The 16,147-nt window shown below is 67.3% G+C and carries 16 protein-coding genes; 4 read left to right on the top strand and 12 right to left on the bottom strand.

Features of this window, described 5'->3' with window-relative positions:
* Positions 1 to 27: 27 nt before the first annotated feature.
* The 11 genes from ACGTN6_RS11030 to ltnD form a co-directional block, all read right to left on the bottom strand.
* Positions 28 to 909: an NAD(P)-dependent oxidoreductase gene (locus ACGTN6_RS11030; RefSeq protein ID WP_394591565.1), complete on the bottom strand. Its 882-nt coding sequence runs from the start codon at positions 907 to 909 to the stop codon at positions 28 to 30.
* 86 nt (positions 910 to 995) lie between these two features.
* The gene (locus tag ACGTN6_RS11025; RefSeq protein WP_394591564.1) at positions 996 to 2,072 is read right to left on the bottom strand and encodes a tartrate dehydrogenase; all 1,077 of its coding nucleotides are present in this window, start codon (positions 2,070 to 2,072) and stop codon (positions 996 to 998) included.
* A 136-nt stretch (positions 2,073 to 2,208) separates the two neighbouring features.
* Entirely contained in the window at positions 2,209 to 3,669 is a 1,461-nt protein-coding gene (locus ACGTN6_RS11020; RefSeq protein ID WP_394591562.1) for an aldehyde dehydrogenase family protein, read from the bottom strand.
* Positions 3,670 to 3,689: 20 nt separating this feature from the next.
* Positions 3,690 to 4,964, bottom strand: coding sequence for a TRAP transporter large permease (locus ACGTN6_RS11015; RefSeq protein WP_394591560.1), 1,275 nt, complete (start codon positions 4,962 to 4,964; stop codon positions 3,690 to 3,692).
* Entirely contained in the window at positions 4,961 to 5,614 is a 654-nt protein-coding gene (locus ACGTN6_RS11010; protein WP_394591558.1) for a TRAP transporter small permease, read from the bottom strand. Before ACGTN6_RS11010 ends, ACGTN6_RS11015 begins: the two co-directional genes overlap by 4 nt.
* A 60-nt stretch (positions 5,615 to 5,674) precedes the next feature.
* Positions 5,675 to 6,676 (bottom strand): TRAP transporter substrate-binding protein, encoded by a 1,002-nt coding sequence (locus tag ACGTN6_RS11005; RefSeq protein ID WP_394591557.1) that lies wholly within the window; start codon positions 6,674 to 6,676, stop codon positions 5,675 to 5,677.
* A gap of 129 nt (positions 6,677 to 6,805) precedes the next feature.
* Positions 6,806 to 7,795: a D-erythronate dehydrogenase gene (denD, locus tag ACGTN6_RS11000; RefSeq protein ID WP_394591556.1), complete on the bottom strand. Its 990-nt coding sequence runs from the start codon at positions 7,793 to 7,795 to the stop codon at positions 6,806 to 6,808.
* A gap of 43 nt (positions 7,796 to 7,838) precedes the next feature.
* The gene (gene otnI / locus ACGTN6_RS10995) at positions 7,839 to 8,645 is read right to left on the bottom strand and encodes a 2-oxo-tetronate isomerase (RefSeq protein WP_394591628.1); all 807 of its coding nucleotides are present in this window, start codon (positions 8,643 to 8,645) and stop codon (positions 7,839 to 7,841) included.
* 20 nt (positions 8,646 to 8,665) lie between these two features.
* Positions 8,666 to 9,313, bottom strand: coding sequence for a 3-oxo-tetronate 4-phosphate decarboxylase (gene otnC / locus ACGTN6_RS10990; protein WP_394591555.1), 648 nt, complete (start codon positions 9,311 to 9,313; stop codon positions 8,666 to 8,668).
* Entirely contained in the window at positions 9,310 to 10,590 is a 1,281-nt protein-coding gene (gene otnK / locus ACGTN6_RS10985) for a 3-oxo-tetronate kinase (RefSeq protein ID WP_394591554.1), read from the bottom strand. Before otnK ends, otnC begins: the two co-directional genes overlap by 4 nt.
* Positions 10,591 to 10,592: 2 nt before the next feature.
* Complete coding sequence (gene ltnD / locus ACGTN6_RS10980; protein WP_394591627.1) at positions 10,593 to 11,519, bottom strand: L-threonate dehydrogenase; 927 nt, start codon at positions 11,517 to 11,519, stop codon at positions 10,593 to 10,595.
* Positions 11,520 to 11,661: 142 nt separating this feature from the next.
* Here ltnD and ACGTN6_RS10975 point away from each other — a divergent pair, with 142 nt between their 5' ends.
* Positions 11,662 to 12,696, top strand: coding sequence for a LacI family DNA-binding transcriptional regulator (locus tag ACGTN6_RS10975; protein WP_394591553.1), 1,035 nt, complete (start codon positions 11,662 to 11,664; stop codon positions 12,694 to 12,696).
* Positions 12,697 to 12,737: 41 nt separating this feature from the next.
* Here the strand turns inward: ACGTN6_RS10975 and ACGTN6_RS10970 are convergent, their stop codons facing one another.
* Entirely contained in the window at positions 12,738 to 13,631 is an 894-nt protein-coding gene (locus tag ACGTN6_RS10970; RefSeq protein ID WP_394591552.1) for a LysR substrate-binding domain-containing protein, read from the bottom strand.
* 284 nt (positions 13,632 to 13,915) lie between these two features.
* Between ACGTN6_RS10970 and ACGTN6_RS10965 the strand changes: the two genes are divergently transcribed.
* The 3 genes from ACGTN6_RS10965 (at position 13,916) to ACGTN6_RS10955 (ending at position 16,145) form a co-directional block, all read left to right on the top strand.
* Complete coding sequence (locus ACGTN6_RS10965; RefSeq protein ID WP_394591551.1) at positions 13,916 to 14,512, top strand: NAD(P)H-dependent oxidoreductase; 597 nt, start codon at positions 13,916 to 13,918, stop codon at positions 14,510 to 14,512.
* A gap of 23 nt (positions 14,513 to 14,535) precedes the next feature.
* A complete protein-coding gene (gene dkgB / locus ACGTN6_RS10960; RefSeq protein WP_394591550.1) occupies positions 14,536 to 15,345 on the top strand; it encodes a 2,5-didehydrogluconate reductase DkgB in 810 nt (269 codons plus the stop codon).
* A 113-nt stretch (positions 15,346 to 15,458) separates the two neighbouring features.
* Entirely contained in the window at positions 15,459 to 16,145 is a 687-nt protein-coding gene (locus ACGTN6_RS10955; RefSeq protein WP_394591549.1) for a type 1 glutamine amidotransferase domain-containing protein, read from the top strand.
* Positions 16,146 to 16,147: the final 2 nt, after the last annotated feature.

Genomic DNA, 16,147 nt, shown 5'->3' with positions numbered 1-16,147 from the left:
GTTTCGCCGCTCAAGGCTGTCCACCGCTCAAGGCTGTCCCAACAGCGCCACCAGCTCCGGGGTCAGGCGATCGCCATGGCCCCGCTCGTTGATATCGCGATACAGCGCCTCGATGGCGGCGGCCACGCCGCGCTCGGCGCCCACGTCCTCGGCCATGGCGTTGTAGTAGTCGATGTCCTTGAGCGTGTTGGAGAGGCTGAAGCGGAAGCCCGAGGGGTCTCCGGCGGCGATGAAGGGCCGCAGGCGCTCCAGCACCACCCCGCCACCGCCACCGTTGCCCAGCACCTCGAGGAAGACGTCGTCATCGATGCCGGCACGGCGCGAGGCCGCCGCCGCCTCGGACAGCACTGCGGTGAAGCCCAGCGACACGTAGTTGTGCAACAGCTTGAGCTTGTGGCCCGCCCCCACCGGACCGCCGTGGGTGATGTGCTCGGAGAAGCTCTCCAGCAGCGGTTTCACGTCGCGGAACAGCTCATCGGCGGCCCCGACGATCAGATTGAGACGCCCCTCGGCGGCCTCCTTGGGCGTGCGGGTCATGGCGGCGTCCATGAACTGGCCACCGGCGGCGGCGACCCGTTCGGCGATGGCCAGGGTGGAGCTCGGGATCGCCGTCGAGCAGTCGACGATCACGCTGCCCGGCTGCAGGCCTTCCAGCACGCCGCCGGCGTCGAACAGCACGCTCTCCACTTGGGGGGTGCCGGTCACGCAGAGGATCACCACCTCGGCATGCTCGGCCACCTCGCGGGCGCTGGTGTGCTTCTCGGCACCGGCCTCCAGCAGACCCTCGACCGGCTGATTGCCGGGATGATCGAGGAAGCTCAGCCGATGGCCGCCCCGCAGCAGGCTGGTGGCGATGCCGTGGCCCATCAGGCCCACGCCGATCATGCCAACCCGATATGTCTTGTTCATTCGTCGCTCCCGTGAGTAGTCGCCACGCGCCGGGGCCTCGCGCCCCGCACGTGGCGCTTGCTGGTTGAACTACCGATATGTCGCGCTCAGGCGGCGCCCAGCGACTCGGCGATGGCTCGTCCCAGGATTTCGGTGCTGCCGCTGCCCTTGAGGTCCGGCGTCAGCACCTGCGGATCGCTCTGCTCCAGCACCGCCTCGATGGCGGCGACGATCGCCGCCCCGGCCTCGACCTCGCCCAGGTGTTCGAGCATCATCGCCCCGCACCAGATCTGGCCGATGGGATTGGCGATGCCACGCCCGGCGATGTCCGGAGCGCTGCCGTGGACCGGCTCGAACAGGCTGGGAAATTCCCGGGTCGGGTTGATATTGCCGGACGGCGCGATGCCGATGGTGCCGGTGCAGGCCGGGCCCAGGTCGGAGAGGATGTCGCCGAACAGATTGCTGGCCACCACCACGTCGAACCAGTCGGGATGCAGCACGAAGTTGGCAGTCAGGATATCGATATGGAACTGATCGACGTCGATCTCGGGGAAATTCCTCTTCATCGCCGCCACTCGCTCGTTCCAGTAGGGCATCGAGATCGACAGGCCGTTGGACTTGGTGGCCGAGGTGAGCGTCTTCCGCGGCCGCGACTGGGCCAGCTCGAAGGCGTACTTCAGCACACGGTCGACCCCGGTGCGGGTCATCAGCGTTTCCTGCAGCACCACCTCGCGATCGGTGCCTTCGAACACTCGCCCGCCGAGGCGCGAATACTCGCCTTCGGTGTTCTCTCGCACCACCAGGAAGTCGATATCGCCGGGCTCCCGTCCCTTGAGCGGGCTCTCGATGCCCGGCATCAGCCGGCACGGCCGCAGGTTGACGTACTGGTCAAAGGCGCGCCGGAACTTGAGCAGCGAGCCCCAGGCCGAGACATGGTCCGGCACCGTATCGGGCCAGCCCACGGCGCCGAAGAAGATGGCGTCGAAACGGATCAGGGTCTCGTACCAGTCATCCGGCAGCATGTCGCCATGTTCCATGTAATAGGCACAGCTGGCGAAATCGAAGTGCTCGAACTCCAGCGGCAGGTCGAAGCGACGCGCCGCCGCCTCCAGCACCTTCAGCCCCTGGGGAACCACCTCGAGGCCGATGCCGTCCCCCGCCAGTACCGCGATCCTGTAGGTCATGATGTTGTCTCCCGGCAGCACGCTGCCCGTTACGCAATGGAACCTCTGACGCACGACGCTCCCACGACCGGGGCAGCGACAGCGCACCCTCCCCGGCCATTGGCGTCATGCGGGTCGATCTGGATGCAGGCGAGGCTCAGCCGTGGCAGATCGCCACCGTCTTGAGCTGGGTGTAGCTCTTCAGCCCCTCGAAGCCCTTCTCGCGGCCGTGGCCGGAGCGGCCCATGCCGCCGAACGGCAGCTCGATGCCACCGGCGGCACCGTAGTTGTTGACGAAGACCTGGCCGCTGCGGATGCGCTTGGCCAGGCGCAGCTGGCGCCCGCCGTCGCGGGTCCAGACGCCGGCACACAGGCCGAATTCGGTGGCATTGGCCAGTCGCACGGCATCGTCCTCATCGACGAAGCGCTGCACCGCCAGCACCGGACCGAACAGCTCCTCGCGGGTCACCGCATGGCCTTCGGGGATGTCGACCAGCATCTGCGGCACCACGAAGTGCCCGCTGGCGGGTGCACCGTCGGCCAGTTGGCCGGCCGCCGCCACCCGAATGCCGTCGGCCTGCGCCGCCGCCAGCCGGGACTCGAGCTTCTCGCGCTGGCGGGCATTGATCAGCGGGCCGCAGTCGGCATCGCGCTCGCCGGCATCGCAGCGCAGGTCGCTGAAGCGTGCAGCGAGACGCGAGACGACCTCGTCGTAGCAGGATGCCTCGACCAGCAGGCGACTGCCCGCCGAGCAGGTCTGTCCGGCGTTCTGGATGATGCCGCGCACCACCGCCGCCAGGGCGCTGTCCAGGTCGGCATCGGCGAACACCAGCTGCGGGGACTTGCCGCCGAGCTCCATGGTCACGGGCACGTGATGAACCGCCGCGGCCTGGGTGACCAGGGTCCCGGTCTCCGGCGAGCCGGTGAACGACAGGTGGTCGATACCGGGATGCGCGGCCAGCGCCGAGCCCGCCTCGCGCCCCAGGCCCGGCACCACGTTGAGCGCCCCGGCCGGCAGCCCGGCTTCGACGGCCAGCTCGGCCAGGCGCAGCACGCTCAGGCAGGCATCCTCGGCAGGCTTGAGCACCACGCTGTTGCCGGCCGCCAGCGCCGCCGCCACGCAGCGGCCGAAGATCTGCGAGGGGTAGTTCCAGGGGATGATCTGACCGCAGACGCCGTAGGGCTCGCGCAGCGTGAACACGGCGAAGTCGTTGTCGAAGGGGATGGTCTCACCGTGGAGCTTGTCCGCCGCGCCGGCGTAGAAGCGGAAGTAGCGAGCGCACACGGCGATGTCGCCCCGGGCCTGAGTCATCGGCTTGCCGGTATCGGCGCACTCCAGGGCGGACAGGGTCTCGGCGTCGGCGTCGATGGCGTCGGCGAAGGCGTGCAGCCATTCGCCGCGCCGGCGGGCCGACCACTGGTGCCAGTCGCCGAGCTCGCCGTCGAAGGCATGCCGTGCCGCGGCGACCGCGGCCTCGACCTGCTCCGCCTCGCAGCGGGCGATCTCGGCCAGCGGCGTGGCCGTGGCCGGTGCCTCGACGCCCAGGGAACCGGGCGTGGGCACCCACTCCCCGCCGATCAGTGCCGCGCAGCGCGGCGTTACGGGTAACGCACTCATCGATGTCTCCTTGATTGTTGTCAGTACAGCAGGTCGACCAGGCCCAGCGAGATCCAGGGCAGATAGGTGATGGCCATCAGGCAGGCCAGCACCACCAGCACGAAACGCAGCAGCCAGGGGATGAGTTGATCGATAGACAGCTTGGCCACCGCACAGGCGGCGAAGAGGTTGACGCCGAGCGGCGGCGTGAACATGCCCAGCGCCAGGTTGACCACGATGATCAGCCCGAAATGCACCGGGTCGATGCCGTACTGCATGGCGATCGGGGTGAAGATCGGCGCCAGCACCAGGATCGCCGCCGAGGTCTCGACGAACATGCCGATCACCAGCAGCATGACGTTGACCGCCAGCAGGAAGCTGATCGGGCTGTCGAACACCTGGGTGACCCAGTCCGCCACCTGGGACGGCAGCCCGGAGCGGCTGATCAGGAAGCTGAACAGCGCCGCCGCCGAGATGATCAGCATCACCGTCGCGGTGGCGATCACGCTTTGCCTCAGGATCGGCCACAGCTGCGCCAGGCTGAGCTCCCGATAGATCAGTCCGCCGACGATCAGCGCATAGACCACCGCCACCGCCGACGCCTCGGTAGGCGTGAACACGCCGCCGTAGATGCCGCCGATCACCACCACCGGCATCAGCAGCGCGGCCCAGGCCCGCTTGAAGGACGTCCCGAAATCCTGGCGATCCTCCCGATCCCTGAGCCCGTAGCCGCGCACCTTGCAGAACAGGTACAGGAACAGCAGCAGTGCACTGCCGATCAGCAAGCCCGGGCCGATACCGGCGATGAACAGGCGTCCGATGGAAGTATCGGTGCTGACGCCGTAGAGGATCAGCGGGATCGACGGCGGAATCAGCACCCCGAGCTCCGCCGACGACGCCTGGATCGAGGCCGCCAGCGGCCGCGGATAGCCGTGGCGCGCCATGGCCGGAATCAGGATCGAGCCGATAGCGAAGGTGGTGGCCACGCTCGAGCCCGACACCGCGGCGAACAGCATGCAGGTCAGCACGCAGGTCATCGCCAGGCCGCCCTGCAGGCCGCCGACGATCGACTTGGCCAGATCCACCAGGCGCTGCGAGATGCCCCCGGCGGCCATCAGGTTGCCGGCCAGGATGAAGAACGGAATGGCCATCAGCGGGAAGTTGTCGATGCCCACGAACATCTGCTGCGGCACCATCAGCAGCGGGAATCGTGTGAAGAACTCGATGCCGATGATCGAGGCCAGCAGGATGGAGACGGCGATGGGCACGCCGATCGCAAAGAAGAGAACCAGAGACAGGCCGATCGCGAGATTCATGAGCGGGCCCTCCGCGTCGTTGAGCCGGCGGGAGACGCCACACCGCTCAATGATGTGCGTGATTGCCGATCCCGAGGCAGCGTGGAAGATGCCGACGGGGGCTCGGACGATGCCGATTCCGCTTCGTCATGACGCAGCGATTCGGCCTCGTCATTCTCCTCCATGCCGACAGCCTCGCGTCCGCTGGCTTGGGCCAGCAATCGCGCTACGACCGCCAGCAGTGCGAAACCGGCGCCCACGGGAATCGCTGCGTAGACCCACGCAATCGAGACGCCCAGCCCGGACAGCATCTGTGACCTGACCCGCAGTGTCATCGCCGTGCCATAATAGACCAGTATCGCCAGGGCGATCACACAGCCCACGGCGACCAGGGCCTCTATCAGGATCAGGCTCTTGCGTGGAACCAGCTTGTAGATGACCTCGACGGACATCATGCCGCCGCCGCGGAAGCCCGATGCAGCGGCAAGAAAAACGCACCAGATCATGGAAGAACGCGCCACGACTTCCGACCAGGTGGACGGGGCATCGAAGACGAAACGCGTCATCACCTGATAGAAGCCGGTGGTCACGGAAATGATGAGCATCAATACCGCCACCACGAGCGAGAACCGAGTCATCACCCGTTCGAAACGCAGGAAGAATTCCAGCATGGCATACCCCTTGAAGCGGCCGGCCTCGACATGAGTGTCGAGGCCGGCGTCGGGTGACGATCAGCAGTCGCTATTGCGGATCCGGTCAAGCATCTCGCTGCCATACTGGTCGGTGTAGACCTTGTAGGAAGGCTCGACGGCTTCCTGGAACGGCGCCTTGTCGATGTCCTCGACCACGGTCATGCCCTTCTCCTGGAGCTCGGCCACCCCCTCGGTCTCGAGCCGCGACACCATCGCCCGGGTGGCCTCCGCACCGGCTTGAGACGCTTCGCGGAACCAGCCCTTTTCCTCGTCGCTGAGGCTGTCCCACAGCACCGGAGAGGCCAGCATGATGGCCGGCGAATAGACGTGGCCGGTGAGGGACAGACGATCCTGCACCTCCCAGAGATTGCCGGTGAGGATCACCGAAATCGGGTTCTCCTGACCATCCACCGTGCCCTGCTGCAGGGCGGTGAACAGCTCCGGAAACGCCATGGGCGTGGGATGCACATCGAGCTCGCGGAACGCGGCCATGTGCATCTCGTTTTCCATGGTGCGGATCTTCAATCCGGCGGCGTCCTCGGGGGTCTCCACGTCGCGCAGGCTGTTGGTCAGGTGACGAAAGCCGTTTTCGGTCCAGGCGAGTCCCACCAGGTTGTTCTCGCCGATCTTGTCCAGCAGTGACTGGCCGACGTCACCGTCCAGCACGCAGCGCGCCTGGTCGTAGTCCTTGAACAGGAACGGCAGGTCGAGCACGTAGGTCTCGGGCACGAAGTTGCCCAGCGGTCCGGTGGACGACACCACCATGTCGATGGTGCCGATCTGCAGGCCCTCGATCATGGCGCGCTCGCCGCCCAGGGCGCCGGACGGATGCTCGGCCACTTCGAACTCGCCGTCGCTGAGCTCATCGAGCTTGACCGCGAAGGCGTCGACACCGGCCGAGTAGTGGGAGCTGTCGGAGGTGGTATGCCCCACGGTGATGGTCTGGGCGGCCGAGACACCGAGGCTGGTGGTGGCCAGGGCCAGGGCGGAAACGCCGGCGATGGCGGCGGGCAAGGCGTGACGTGCAAAACGGGTCATCATTGTTGTATCCCCTTGGGTTTGCGGCTGGGTAGAGACCGACGGCCGGGGCCGACGGGGTACGGCAAACTGGTATAATGACATGACAATCACACCACTATGTCAAATACGACAATGGTCGGAAGATCGCCCTTACGCAGGCGACAAGGGGCCTCCCTGGCCCGCCGCCTCGGCCATGAAGGCCTGGACGATATCGCCGAAGTTCCGGTCGCTGCGGAAGCCCAACTGGCGGGCGCGCTCGTTACTGAAGCGCGCCGGCCAGCTGCCGACGATGGCTTCGATGCGGGCATCCGGCTCATGGCGGACGCGAGCCAGTGCCGACTCACCGGCCACCTCGCGCAAGGTGTCGAGCATCTCGGCGACGCTCACCGTGAGGCCCGGCAGCATGAAGGCGCGGAAATCCCCCAGGGCCGAGGCCGGCACCTCGGCGCCGTGCACCAGCGCCTCGACCACCCTGGCCGGCGACATCACGAACAGCTCCAGCTCGGTCGGCACCGGGCAGATCGCCTGCTCGCCGTTGAGCGGCTCGCGCAGGATGCTGGAGGCGAAGCTCGACGCTGCGGCATTGGGTCGCCCTGGGCGAATCACGATGGTCGGCAGCCGCAATACCAAGCCGTCGACGAGTCCGCGACGGCTGTAGTCGTTGACCAGCAGCTCGCCCATCGCCTTCTGGGCGCCGTAGGAGTTCTGGGGGTGCAGCGCGGTCATGTCGTCGAGGACCTCGGGCTGCTCGCCGCCATAGGCGGCCACGGAGCTGGCCATGACCAGCCGAGTGCCGGACAGCCCGTGCGCCCGGCAGCCCTCGAGCAGGGCGCGGGTGGCATCGAAGTTGACGCGCATGCCCAGGTCCAGGTCCGCTTCGGCGGCCGAGCTGACCACCGCGGCCAGGTGGTAGATGACATCGGGCCGAGCCTCCAGCAACGGTTCCAGGGCTCCCGGCTCGCTGATGTCCAGCGCCAGGCAGCGGAGTTCGACGCCCTCCCGCTCGATGGCGGGCGGCTCGGCCTGGTCGATCAGCGTCAGTTGGCGAATCGCCTGCCCGTTGAGTTCCCCGCGCTCGAGGAGTTGGTGCACGAGGCGCTGGCCGAGAAAGCCGGCGGCGCCGGTGATCGCTATGTGCATAGGAGTCTCGCTTACGGATGTCGGTTGGAGTCGCGTGGATGGTTCAGCTCGCCAGGCCGTAGGGCCTGGCCCAGCCCAGGCCGTCCCGGGTGGCGGCGGCCGGTCGGTATTCGCAGCCGACCCAGCCGCGATAGCCCAGGGCCGAAAGGCGTTCGAGGATCGCCGGGTAGTGCACCTCGCCGATGTTCGGCTCATGGCGCTCCGGCACCCCGGCGATCTGCACGTGGCCGATGTGCGGCAGCAGCCGCTCGAGATGGCGAATCAGGTCGCCTTCCATGATCTGGCAGTGGTAGAGGTCGAACTGCAGGCGCAGGTTGTCCGCGCCCACCGCTTCGATCGCGGCCACGGCCTGGTCCTGGCGCAACAGGAAATAGCCCGGCATGTCGCGGGTATTGATCGGTTCGATCAGCAATTCACGGCCGGCCTTCGCCGCCTCGCCGGCGGCGAAGCGCAGGTTCGCCAGATAGGTGGCATGATGGGCCTCGCGGGCTTCGTCCAGCGCTCGATCATCGGCGCCCTCGGGCAGCAGCCCGGCCATGGCGTGCACCCGCGGGCAGCCCAGCCGCTCGGCATAGCGCAGCCCCTCGATCACGGCGTCGCGGAACTCCGCCTCGCGTCCCGGCAGGCTGGCCAGCCCCCGCTCCCCCGCCGCCCAGTCCCCCGGCGGCAGGTTGAACAGCACCTGCTCGACGCCGCTCTCATCCAGGGCCGTGCGCAGCGCCTCGGGGGAATGGGCATAGGGAAACAGGTATTCGACGCCTCGGAAGCCGGCATCGACGGCCGCGGTGAAGCGGTCGAGGAAATCGTGCTCGGTGAACAACATGCTCAGGTTGGCGGCCAGTCGAATCATCATCGCTCCTCGCCGTGGTATCAGTCGCGCGGGAAACGCGCTTCGAGTTCGGCCACCTGCTCCGGCGTCAGGCCGCGGGGGTTCTGCCCCCGCAGCAGCAGGTACAGCTTGGCGGTCTCCTCGAGCTCTTCGGTGGCATAGACCGCGGCCTCAAGCGACTTGCCGGCCACCACCGGGCCGTGATTGGCCAGCAGCACCGCGCTGTGCCGGCCGGCCAGGCCGCGCACGGCATCACCCAGGCCTGGGTCGCCGGGAATGTGGTAGGGCACCAGCGGCAGCCGCCCCACCCGCATCACGTAGTAGGCGGTGAGCGGCGGGATGCAGTCGCGGGGGTCTACGTCAGGCAGGCAGGAGACGGCCACCGAGTGGGTGGAGTGCAGGTGGACGATGGCGCCGGACTGGGGGCGCTGCTCGTACATCGCCGTGTGCAGGAACTGCTCCTTGGTCGGCCTATCGCCGTCGAGCAGCCGGCCGTCGCGGTCCAGGCGCGAGATGCGCGCGGGGTCGAGACGGCCCAGGCAGGCATTGGTGGGGGTCATCAGCCAGCCGCCGTCCTCCAGGCGCACGCTGATGTTGCCGCTGGAGCCCATGGTCAGCCCGCGATCGAACAGCGACTTCCCCATGACAGCGATCCGCTCGCGCTGGGCATTGATGTCACTCATGCTCATGACAGCACCTCGAAGGCTCGAGTGAAGAAATCGGCGCCGCCGAAATTGCCCGACTTGAGGGCCAGGGACAGCGGCGCCTCGCGGCCGAAGAGCGGGGCCTGGGTCCAGGGCACCCCGGGGTCGATCTGCTCGCCGATGCGCAGGGTGCGGATGCCCAGCGCCGAGACCACCGCGCCGGAGGTCTCGCCGCCGGCGACCACCAGCCGCCCCACGCCCTCCTCGACCATCGCCTTGGCCAGGCGCCCCAGCGCGGCCTCGACCAGCTGGCCGGCGCGTTCGGTGCCGAGCGCCACCTGAGCGGCCTGAACCCGCTGCGGATCGGCGGAGGCATAGACCAGCACCGGGCCGCCTCCCGCCAGCCGTTCGCGAGCGAAGGCCAGCGCCGTCTGCAAGTGGGCCTCGCCCTCGGCCAGCGCCAGCGGGTCCAGCGCGATGCCGGGATGGCGCTCGAGAAAGTGCGCGACCTGCCCCAGGGTCGCCCGCGAGCAGCTGCCCGAGAGCACCAGGGCTCCCCCCGCCGCCGGCGCCAGGCGGCCGGGCTCGGCGACCTCGGCCAGCCAGCCCCGGCGCCGGTACTGGGCCGGCAGCGCCTGGCCGAGCCCGGAGCCGCCGGTGACCAGCGGCTGGTCGACCACGGCATCGGCGATCACCTCGAGGTCCCGCTCGTCGAGGGTGTCGCAGATCACGTGGCCGATGCCCTGCTCGCACAGCGCCGCCAGATGGCGGCGAGTCGCCTCCCCGCCCTGGGCCAGCATCGGACGCGCCGCCAGACCGACCGGACGCATGACCTGGCGGGACAGCACCCTCACCAAGTCGGCATCGTGCATGGGGTTGAGCGGATGATGCTGCATGCCACTCTCGTTGAGCAGCCGGTCGCCGACGAACAGGTGCCCCTGGTAGACCGTGCGGCCGTTGATCGGAAAGGCCGGCACCATGACGGTCTGGGCGGCGCCGAGCCGATCCATCAGCGCCTCGGCGACCGGCCCGATGTTGCCGGCATCGGTGGAATCGAAGGTCGAGCAGTACTTGAAGAAGATCTGGCGCGCGCCCTGCCCCTGCAGCCAGTCGAGGGCGGCGAGGGAGTCCTCGACCGCCTCGGCCACGGGGCAGGAGCGAGACTTCAGCGCCACCACCACCGCATCGACATCGTCCAGCGCCAGCCCTTCCGCCGGCACGCCGATCACCTGCACGCAGCGCATGCCGCTGCGCACCAGGTTGTTGGCGAGATCGGTGGCCCCGGTGAAGTCGTCGGCGATGGCACCCAGCACGATAGCCATGGTCACGCCTCCCCCGGATCGTTGGCCGCCTCGGGCAGCGCGATCCCCGACAGTCGCTGGTAGACCTTGATCACCGCCGAGTCGTCCTCGCGGCCGAAACCGGCGCCCTTGGCGGCGGTGAACTGCTGAAGGGCACTGGCAGTCACCGGGGTGGGCATGGCCAGCTCGCGGCCGGTGTCGTGGACGATGTTGAGGTCCTTGACGAAGATGTCGACCGCCGACAGTGGCGTGTAGTCGCCCTTGAGGATGTGCGGCACCCGGTTCTCGAACATCCAGGAGTTGCCCGCCGAGTGGGTGATCACCTCGTAGACGGTGTCCGGGTCGAGCCCCAGGCGGATGCCGAGCGCCATGGCCTCCGCCGCCGTGGCGATATGCACCCCGGCCAGCAGCTGGTTGACGAGCTTCATGCTGGAACCGATGCCGGCGGCATCGCTCAGTCGATAGACGCTGGCCGCCATGGCCTCCAGCGCCGGGGCGGCCTTGTCGAACGCTGCCGGCGTGCCCGAGGCCATCACCGAGAGCTCGCCGCTGCGCGCCTTGGCGGCGCCGCCGCTGATCGGGGCGTCGAGCATCTCAAGGCCCGCCTCAGCCAGGCGCTCGCCTAGCCGTTGGGCGATGCTGGGCGCCACCGTGGCGCACTGCATCACCACACTTCCCTCAGCGAGGCGCCCCACCAGCCCCTGGTCGCCGAACAGCACCTGTTCGACCTGGTCGGCATTGACGACCACCAGCAGCACAATGTCGCAGTGCACGGCCAGTTCCGCGGGCGTGACGGCCACTCGCCCTCCCTTGGCCTCAAAGGCCTCGCGGGCCGAGGCCGAGACGTCACAGCCCATCACCGACAGTCCCCGCTCGAGGAGTGCGCTGGCCGTACCCATGCCCATGGCCCCCAGGCCGATGATCCCGATGCGAGGCGCGCTTGCGGAAATGTCGCTCACCTTTCGATCTCCCGATGGTCGCGTGATGCCGTGCATCCCGTGATTAGTGATGGTAGCGCTGTCATGTTAGCGCTAACATAGTTCTAGACGAGTGACTTTCCCGCAGCAAGACCAGTGTGCAAGGATGTGACCAATGTCTAATCAGGAAGCCAGCAGGACAAGGCGTCGACGCGGTTCGGCCCAACCGACCCTCAAGGATGTCGCGGCTGCCGCTGGCGTGTCGGCCATCACCGCCTCCCGCGCATTGAACACCCCGGAACGCGTCAACGAGGAGACCCGCAAGCGGGTCCTGGAGGCCGTGGATCGGGTCGGCTACGTGCCCAATCTCGTCGCCGGCAGCCTTGCGTCCGCTCGCTCCCGCTTCATCGCGGTAATCGTGCCGTCACTGGCCAACGCCGTGTTCATCGAGGTGATCCGCGGTCTGCAGACGACCTTCGAGGCGCAGGGCTACCAGATCCTGCTGGGCAATACCGACTACGACATCGAGCGCGAACACCGCCTGGTCAGGACCTTCCTCGGCTGGTCATGTTCCGCGCTCGTCACCGCCGGGCTGCGTCATACTCAGCCCTGTCGCGAACTGCTCGAGCACTGCGACAAGCCTGTGATGGAAGTCATGGAACTGGGCGATGCCCTGGACCTGAACGTCGGCCTGGACCATCGCGAGGCCGGCCGCTGCATGGCCCGCCATCTGCTCGAACGAGGCTATCGCCGTCCCGTCTACGTCGGCGCCTGCCTCGACCAGGACTACCGGGCCGAGCTCCGCTTCGAGGGCCACCGCGAGGTCATGGAAGGGGCCGGGAGCGAGGCACCGCTCATCGAACTGAATCAATTGGGCAGCCTGGAGGCCGGGGCCGCCGGGCTCGAGCGTGTTCGGAAGGAATACCCCGAAGCCGACGCCATCCACTTTGCCAACGACGACCTGGCAGCCGGCGCCCTGCTGCACGCCTCTCGGCTTGACCTGAGTGTGCCGGAGGAGATCGCCATCGCCGGCTTCAACGGCCTGTCCCTAGGCCAGCATCTCACACCGCGGCTGACGACGATCCAGTCTCCACGGGAGGCCATGGGACGTCAGGCCGCCGAACAGATCCTGCGGCGACTGGACGGCAAGCGGGTCATTCGCCGCCAGCTGAACGTGGGTTTCGAGCTGCTGGTGGGCGAGAGCACATGACCCCGCTTCCTGCTTGACGCCATGTGATCTCGAGCGATGCCTCACAGCGTCAGGCGGGGTGCGATAAAGTCGAGAAAGGCGCCGATCCGCGAGGACAAGGCCGTGTTGCGATAGTAGACCGCCTGGACCTGCTCTCTCGGATCGGGGCTGATGATGCGATCCGCCATCAGGCTGACCAGCCGGCCCTGAATGAGATCGTCCCGAATCATGAAGCGCGACAGGCAGGCGATGCCCTCCCCGGCCATGCACAGCTGCCGCATCACCTCGCCGCTGGACGTGCTCAGCTGCGGTCGGATATTGGCCCCTTCTCGGGAGAGCCCTTCCACCGGCCAGCGATTGAGGTTGTCGGCGTTCATGAATCCCAGCAGTCGATGATCGCGCAGCGCAGCGGGACTGACCGGAATACCATGACATTCCAGATAGCGCGGGCTCGCCACCAACTGCAGCGGCGAGCGTCCCAATGGGCGGGCATGCAGGGTGGAGTCTTCCAGGCCACCGATGCGGATCGCTACATCGGTTCGCTGCTCGAGCAGATTGATGATGTCGTCCGAGGCGGACAGCTCGAGTTCGATGCTCGGGTAGCAGGCCCTGAAATCACCCACCAGCGGCACCAGTTGATGCAGCATGAAGGGCGTCGCCGCGTCCACTCGCAACGGCCCGCTGGGCCGTTCTCGACTGAGGCGCATGGCTTCCTCGGCCTCGGCCAGCCGGCCCAGGCCTTCGCGCACCTGCTCGACGAAGACCCGCCCCTCACTGGTCAACGTCACGCTGCGGGTGGTGCGGTTGAGTAGCGGCGTATCGAGTTGCCGCTCCAGTCGCTGCACCGCGCGCGACACTCGCGCCACCGGGACATCCAGTTGCCGGGCAGCAGCACTGAAGCCTCCACTGTCGATGACCGCCACCAACAGCTCGAGATCCTCCGTGCGGCTCTTCAAGATCGACCTCCCGGGCCATGCGCAGCCTACTGTTTCGTTATACGCAAAAGTGTTTCTATTTTAACGACGTTTATCGCACAAACCAGACCACGCAGACTCCGCAGCATTCGAACGCTCACTCGAAGGGATCTTTCATGCCCATTGCCTGAGCCCGCCCCCCGCTCGACCGAACCTGACCTTTACGCCTCGCGAGAAAGTGTTTTTCGCTGGCCATGCATTGAAGGTCATCGCCACCGCCCACACAGTTGGGCCAAGAAATTGATTAGCCGCATAATGGAACTACCATGAATATCCTGCTGCTCAACGGCGCCAAGGCCTATGCTCACTCCGGCGGCCGCTACAACGACACTCTGCACGACACCGCCCGCGGCACCCTCGCTGAGCGGGGGCATGCCTTGCAGGAAACCCGCATCGACGACGGCTACGCTCTGGAGACCGAAATCGAGAAATGGCTGTGGGCCGATGTCATCGTCTTCCAGATGCCCGGCTGGTGGATGGGCACGCCCTGGACGGTCAAGCGCTACCTGGATGAGGTACTGACCGAGGGACATGGCCGGCTCTACGCCAGCGATGGCCGCTCGCGCCAGGATCCTTCCCGGCAGTACGGCAGCGGCGGCCTGCTGCAGGGCAAGCGCTACCTGCTGTCGTTGACCTGGAATGCGCCAGTCGACGCGTTCGACGAGCCCGGCAACTTCTTCGAGGGGCGTGGCGTCGACGCCGTCTATTTCCCGTTCCACAAGGCAATGGAATTCCTCGGCATGACCTCCCTGCCGACCTACCTGGCCAACGACGTGATCAAGGCACCGGAGATCGACACCCACCGGAACGAGTATCGGGCACACCTGGAAGGCGTCTTCGAGGACGCCCTGGCCAGCGCCTGAACCCACGAACCAAGGAGCGACCAATGACGACCCGCACACTGCCCAACCCCGGCTTCGGCACCTTTCGTCTCGAGGGCGAGACCCTCCGGCAGAGCGTGCACGCAGCTCTCGACCTCGGCTATCGTCACATCGACACCGCTCAGATGTACGGGAACGAAGCCGAGGTTGGCCAGGCCATCGCCGACAGCGGGATACCGCGAGAAGAGATCTTCCTGACCACCAAGGTCTGGCATGACCGCCTCGAGCCCGGCGATCTCGAGGCGAGCGTCGAGGAGAGCCTGGAACGTCTGGGCACCGGCTACGTCGATCTGCTGCTGATCCACTGGCCATCGCCCGGCGACGAGGTGCCGATGGCCGACTACCTGCGCGCCCTGCAGTCAGTGCAGCGGGTCGGCAAGGCACGCCATATCGGTGTCTCCAACTTCACCCGCGCGCAGCTCGATCAGGCCGTCGAGATCCTCGGCGAGGGGGCCCTGCTGACCAATCAGATCGAGGTGCACCCCTTGCTGCAGAATCGACCGCTGATCGAGCACTGCGAACGTCATGGCATCGCGGTGACCGCCTTCATGCCGCTAGCCGTCGGCAAGGTCATGAAGGACGATACCTTGGCGCGTATCGCCGCGGCCCACGAGGCCAGCCCGGCCCAGATCGCCCTGGCCTGGCTGAAGCAGCAAGGCATCGTGGCCATTCCCTCCTCCACCAAGGTCAACAACATCCGCAGCAACCTCGCGGCCTTCGAGCTGACGCTCGACGACGAGGAGATGCAGGCCATCGCCGCTCTCGACCGAGGCGAGCGTATCGCCGATCCCGACTTCGCTCCCGACTGGGACTGAAGACCGTGCGGTTCGCCCTGCGGGGCGGGCCGCCGCCGTGCAAGGCGCCATCGCTCACGCTGATCCAAGACACCCGGGATCCGCCCCATGGGTCCCCGACAGGAGACGTTTCTATGTCCCCTCGCATTCTGATCGTCCTGACCTCCCACGACCGGCTAGGCGACACCGGCGAGAAGACCGGTTTCTGGCTCGAGGAGCTGGCCGCGCCCTACTACGTCTTCCAGGACGCCGGGGCCGAACTAACCCTGGCCTCGCCCAGAGGCGGGCAACCGCCGCTGGATCCCAAGAGCGATGCCGAAGACAGCCAGACCGAGGCGACGCGACGCTTTCGGAAGGACCCGGAGGCCCAGGCCCGGCTCGCCGCCACCCATAGGCTGGCCGACATGCAGGCCGACGACTTCGACGCCGTTTTCTATCCCGGCGGTCACGGCCCGCTCTGGGATCTGGTCGACGACACCGAATCGATTCGCCTGATCGAGGCCTTCTGGGCCCAGGGAAAGCCGGTATCGGCTGTTTGCCACGCCCCCATCGTGCTGCTCAACGCCCGCGACGAGCACGGCAAGCCGCTGGTCGAGGGTCGCGAGGTCACCGGCTTCACCAACGGTGAGGAGGCCGCCGTGGGCCTGACCAACATCGTGCCGCAACTGGTGGAGGACGCCCTGATCGCCAAGGGTGGCCGGTACAGCAAGGCAGACGACTTCGCGCCTTACACCCGCCAGGATGGCCGACTAATCACCGGGCAGAATCCGCCCTCCTCGGAGCCGGTCGCCCACTGCCTGATGGACGCGCTGAAGGGCTGAGC

It is taken from the genome of Halomonas sp. B23F22_20, assembly GCF_043496985.1.
Lineage (GTDB): Bacteria > Pseudomonadota > Gammaproteobacteria > Pseudomonadales > Halomonadaceae > Halomonas.
The sequence above is the reverse complement of the archived record's forward strand: the minus strand, read 5'-3'. Positions and strand labels throughout refer to the sequence as shown.

What these genes read in the sequence shown, in the direction of transcription:
- ACGTN6_RS11015 (WP_394591560.1), bottom strand. Translation starts at nt 4,964, where the DNA reads ATGAATCTCGCGATCGGCCTGTCTCTGGTTCTCTTCTTTGCGATCGGC.
- ACGTN6_RS11005 (WP_394591557.1), bottom strand. Translation starts at nt 6,676, where the DNA reads ATGATGACCCGTTTTGCACGTCACGCCTTGCCCGCCGCCATCGCCGGC.
- otnK (WP_394591554.1), bottom strand. Translation starts at nt 10,590, where the DNA reads ATGGCTATCGTGCTGGGTGCCATCGCCGACGACTTCACCGGGGCCACC.
- ACGTN6_RS11025 (WP_394591564.1), bottom strand. Translation starts at nt 2,072, where the DNA reads ATGACCTACAGGATCGCGGTACTGGCGGGGGACGGCATCGGCCTCGAG.
- otnC (WP_394591555.1), bottom strand. Translation starts at nt 9,313, where the DNA reads ATGAGCATGAGTGACATCAATGCCCAGCGCGAGCGGATCGCTGTCATG.
- dkgB (WP_394591550.1), top strand. Translation starts at nt 14,536, where the DNA reads ATGACGACCCGCACACTGCCCAACCCCGGCTTCGGCACCTTTCGTCTC.
- ACGTN6_RS11030 (WP_394591565.1), bottom strand. Translation starts at nt 909, where the DNA reads ATGAACAAGACATATCGGGTTGGCATGATCGGCGTGGGCCTGATGGGC.
- otnI (WP_394591628.1), bottom strand. Translation starts at nt 8,645, where the DNA reads ATGATTCGACTGGCCGCCAACCTGAGCATGTTGTTCACCGAGCACGAT.
- ACGTN6_RS10975 (WP_394591553.1), top strand. Translation starts at nt 11,662, where the DNA reads ATGTCTAATCAGGAAGCCAGCAGGACAAGGCGTCGACGCGGTTCGGCC.
- ACGTN6_RS11020 (WP_394591562.1), bottom strand. Translation starts at nt 3,669, where the DNA reads ATGAGTGCGTTACCCGTAACGCCGCGCTGCGCGGCACTGATCGGCGGG.
- ACGTN6_RS10955 (WP_394591549.1), top strand. Translation starts at nt 15,459, where the DNA reads ATGTCCCCTCGCATTCTGATCGTCCTGACCTCCCACGACCGGCTAGGC.
- ACGTN6_RS10965 (WP_394591551.1), top strand. Translation starts at nt 13,916, where the DNA reads ATGAATATCCTGCTGCTCAACGGCGCCAAGGCCTATGCTCACTCCGGC.
- ACGTN6_RS11010 (WP_394591558.1), bottom strand. Translation starts at nt 5,614, where the DNA reads ATGCTGGAATTCTTCCTGCGTTTCGAACGGGTGATGACTCGGTTCTCG.
- denD (WP_394591556.1), bottom strand. Translation starts at nt 7,795, where the DNA reads ATGCACATAGCGATCACCGGCGCCGCCGGCTTTCTCGGCCAGCGCCTC.